This is a genomic window from Leifsonia sp. HAY1-4F, assembly GCF_056755275.1.
Map to the genome: position 1 here is coordinate 1 of NZ_JBNDHX010000175.1, position 3378 is coordinate 3378.

At 66.2% G+C, this 3378-nt stretch carries 6 protein-coding genes; all 6 read right to left on the bottom strand.

All coding sequences use genetic code 11. The features are described 5' to 3' along the window. On the bottom strand, nt 1-641 hold a 641-nt coding region (locus ACPYOG_RS18865; RefSeq protein WP_481295675.1), incomplete at its 3' end, for a hypothetical protein. Between the two features lie 5 nt (nt 642-646). After that, entirely contained in the window at nt 647-970 is a 324-nt protein-coding gene (locus tag ACPYOG_RS18870) for a hypothetical protein (protein WP_481295676.1), read from the bottom strand. Beyond that, on the bottom strand, nt 967-1122 hold the full coding sequence (locus tag ACPYOG_RS18875; RefSeq protein ID WP_481295677.1) for a hypothetical protein: 156 nt from the start codon (nt 1120-1122) through the stop codon (nt 967-969). The genes ACPYOG_RS18870 and ACPYOG_RS18875 overlap by 4 nt, the downstream gene beginning before the upstream one ends. A gap of 5 nt (nt 1123-1127) precedes the next feature. After that, nucleotides 1128-1787, bottom strand: coding sequence for a hypothetical protein (locus ACPYOG_RS18880; protein ID WP_481295678.1), 660 nt, complete (start codon nt 1785-1787; stop codon nt 1128-1130). 88 nt (nt 1788-1875) lie between these two features. Continuing rightward, the gene (locus ACPYOG_RS18885; protein ID WP_481295679.1) at nt 1876-2979 is read right to left on the bottom strand and encodes a hypothetical protein; all 1104 of its coding nucleotides are present in this window, start codon (nt 2977-2979) and stop codon (nt 1876-1878) included. Further along, nucleotides 2976-3378 (bottom strand): hypothetical protein (locus tag ACPYOG_RS18890; protein WP_481295680.1); only part of this gene is annotated, 403 nt, incomplete at its 5' end. The genes ACPYOG_RS18890 and ACPYOG_RS18885, both read right to left, overlap by 4 nt.

Below are 3378 nucleotides of genomic sequence, written 5' to 3' on the forward strand. Positions count from 1 at the left end.
AACAGGAACAGCGACGCGATCGCCATCAGGGCCACAGTGATCAGCGCCATCACGTATTCGCCGACCGCGCCGGGTCCTTGCGCACCTTGGGTGGCCATGCCCCAGATGACGCCGTCCTGGGAGAACTGCATCGTCTTCATGACCGTGCCGTGGATCTGTTTCGGCGCGTCGAACAGGCCGAGGACCCGGAGCAGGCCTTGGCTCAGATCGCCGCCTTGGACCACAGAAGTGAGCGTGTGCGTGACCTCGTCGGTGATACCGGAAGCCTTCTGCATCCCCCATACGCAGATCGCCGAGAATGGGATGGCCAGGGCGGCGCCTGCAGCGGTGCGGCCGATGCGGGACCAGTCCTGCAGGATCATCGCGATGCTGATCTGGACTAGCGCGATGATCAGGATGACCGGGGCGGTGACGGCGATCCAGAACAGGAACTGCGAGTGGGCGATGTTCCAGCTGCCCTGGTCGATGTTCGCATTGAAGGACCCGGCGATCATGGTGGCGGTGAAGTCGCCGAGGTTCTTGATCGTGGAGCCCATGAACTGGGCCAGCGCCTGGGAGGCTTGGCAGTCGAAGTCGGCGACGAAGCAGCCGTAGTTCGGGGAGAACGGATCCGGCGGGGCGGCAGCAGCAATCGCGAGCATGATCGTCACGCCACGTGGAGCGACTGGCCCCAGTTGATCAGCCCGGCGATGCTCCCCGCGATGGCGACGCCGGCGACGCAGCTGACCACGCCAATAATGCCCGCCTTCTGCACGCGGCCGTTGCTCGAGACGTGGCCAACGACGATGAACCCGCCGGCGATCAGCCCTCCGATCACGCCGAGGATGAGCACGATCGCAAACACCACGTCCGCGATTTCCCGCAGGGCTCCAACGCCCGGGCCGGAGAAGTCCGGGCTTGGGTTCGGGACAGCCGCCACAGTGATGATGCGTGCGTGGACGATGACGAGCGCTTCGTTGAGTGCGTTCATGATTCTGGGTTCCTTTCCGTGGGATCGATCGACGGTTCGGGTTCTTGGGCCTCGCCTATGCGTCGGGCGGCGAGGTAGCCGGAGGCGGTGATGCCCAGCAGGGCGATGCAGGTCAGGGCCAACAGACCAAGCAGGTTGAAGATCAGGTCCATGACGTTCACTCCCCGCTGGCGTTAGCCGCGCCGGTCGCGGAGGCCGGAAGCGGGACGGTGAGGATGTTGGCCTTGCCTTCCGACGGGATCCTCACGATCAGTTCGAGTTGATCGACACCCGGCGGGACGTAGTAGGCAGCAGCGAAGGATCGGCTCTTCTCGTTCGGGATCCTCCACCTCGACTGGCCGTGGAAGAGCCCGCTGGGCAGCCAGGGCAGGCCCGCCGTTTTGGCGGCAGCCGTACCGTCTGCGGTGTCGAGAACGGCCGGTTCCGGGCGGCCGTCGAACTGTGTGCCTTTCAGGGTGGTGCCGGTGACGTCCTGGAAGTCCTGGTTCCCCTGGGAGGGGATCCACTTCCCGGTCAGGGTGACCTTCAGCAGCAGGACCGGGGTTCCTGCGGGGAAGAGCTCCGTGGGCGATTTCGGGAGGGTGCACCGGCAGCCGCGTTCGGCCCTGAAGGTGGTACCCGGGTAGACATCGACCCAGACGCTGCTGACGATGCCCGACGCAGCCGGAATGACGTCCTGCGCGGGCGTTACTGTCGGTGTCGGGTCGGCCGCCGTGACGGTCGTGAATGACGGGTCCCGGGCGGGCGCCGTGCCGACGCAGCCGACGAGGGCCAGGGACGGGAGGAGCGCCGCGAGTGCGATCAGCTTCTTGTTCATCGTGGTTCACCTCGGTTTCGCATGTGCCCTTCACTTGGAACTTCCGGTTCGGGCCAGGTTTTGGCGCGCAGTTCGGAGATTCGTTTCGTCACGGGACCTGAATGTGTTGGTGGTTGCAGGTATCGGGAAAGTCCCGGGTGATGTTGACCAGGAGTCCCAGCGACACGTGGGCGCGGGCGCGGCAGTCGCTTTGACCGGCCGATGACCCGGGCGGGGCGTAGGGGTCGAGCACGTGGATCAACTGGAGCGAGAGAGCGTCTGCGCCGGTGAGCGAGTGCCGGTTGATCGCGTAGAAGTCGACCGCTTTGCCCTTCCAGTGCGCGGATGCGGTGCCGGCTCCGGGGGTCATGCCCGTGCAGCGCCGGTTCAGGTCGCTGACTCCGACCTGTTGGAAGGCTTGGACGGCGACGACGATCAGTTGGAGGATGTGCGCGTCGATCGTGCACTCCGGCGTAGCGGTGCCGTCGGCCATGTTGATGACCTGCTGCTGGTAGCGGGGCTCGAGGAAGTTCAACTTCTTCGCCTGGATCGCACCGACCAGGATTTCGGCGGCGGCGCGGGCGTCCGCCGGCACCTGGCACGTGCCCGGACTTCCTCCCGTCAGGGCAGCGAGGATCTGCTCGGCGGGCGCCCAGAAGGGGGCGTAGTGGTTGGGGTCGGCGTTGATCTGGACCGCGTGGGCGACCAGGGTCGGCGCGACTATCTGCCAATCTGGGACGCGCAGCATCCGTGTATAGAACGCGGCGGCCGCGGTCGCTGGGTCCATCCGCTCCGCAACGGTCCCGTAACCGGCGCCCTGTTGGAAGACACCGATGGTGGTGTTATCCACGGCATCCCCGTGATCGAGGTTCCGCAGCCCAGACTCCCCGATGGCGACCATCAACGCCAGCGCCTGCCCGTGCGGGGGCACGCTCATCTGCTGACCGACGGTGGTGATCGTCGCCGCGATCTTCAACTGATCCGACCCGTACCCGTCCACGTTCTGGCCGGCCTCAACGGAAGGTGCGGATCCACCGCACACTCCTCCGCCGCCGCCGAAGCCGTTGGCTCCCATCGCGAGCACCAGGCTGACCGGCACCGCGACGAGCGCGACCGGGACGATCAGGACGATGACGGCGGCGATGATCAGCAGGTTCCGTGTCGCCTTGGGATGCGACACCGCGTGCGCTGCCACCGCGCCGGCGCTGATCATGCCGTCACTTCCTGCTCGAGGACAGATCGGGCGATCATCAGCAACCGTTTCGCGGTCGCGATCCGCGCCCTCGCCGATCCGGGATGGATGTGCAAGGCGGCAGCGATCGTGCCGGCGTCATCGCCGATCATCCCCGCAACCTGTCGGAACCCACCGATCTCTGGCACGCACGACACCACAACCGAGCCCGTCAGCGGGAGTCCGGCGTCTGCGGCCGCCAAGGCGGCGAGGACGGTTTGCGCGGTCTGGCATACCCGGTCGCGGATCGTGCGGATGCCACGTTTGGACAGCTGATGGGCCTCCAACACCCTCTCAACATCACCGTCAGCAAGGCTCAGGTCACTCATCACATGCCAGTCAGACGGGCCGACAAAGTCGGCGACCAGCACCATCCACCGG

Coding starts and splice junctions, on each gene's coding strand:
- ACPYOG_RS18870 (WP_481295676.1), bottom strand. CDS start 970: ATGAACGCACTCAACGAAGCGCTCGTCATCGTCCACGCACGCATCATC.
- ACPYOG_RS18875 (WP_481295677.1), bottom strand. CDS start 1,122: ATGGACCTGATCTTCAACCTGCTTGGTCTGTTGGCCCTGACCTGCATC.
- ACPYOG_RS18880 (WP_481295678.1), bottom strand. CDS start 1,787: ATGAACAAGAAGCTGATCGCACTCGCGGCGCTCCTCCCGTCCCTGGCC.
- ACPYOG_RS18885 (WP_481295679.1), bottom strand. CDS start 2,979: ATGATCAGCGCCGGCGCGGTGGCAGCGCACGCGGTGTCGCATCCCAAG.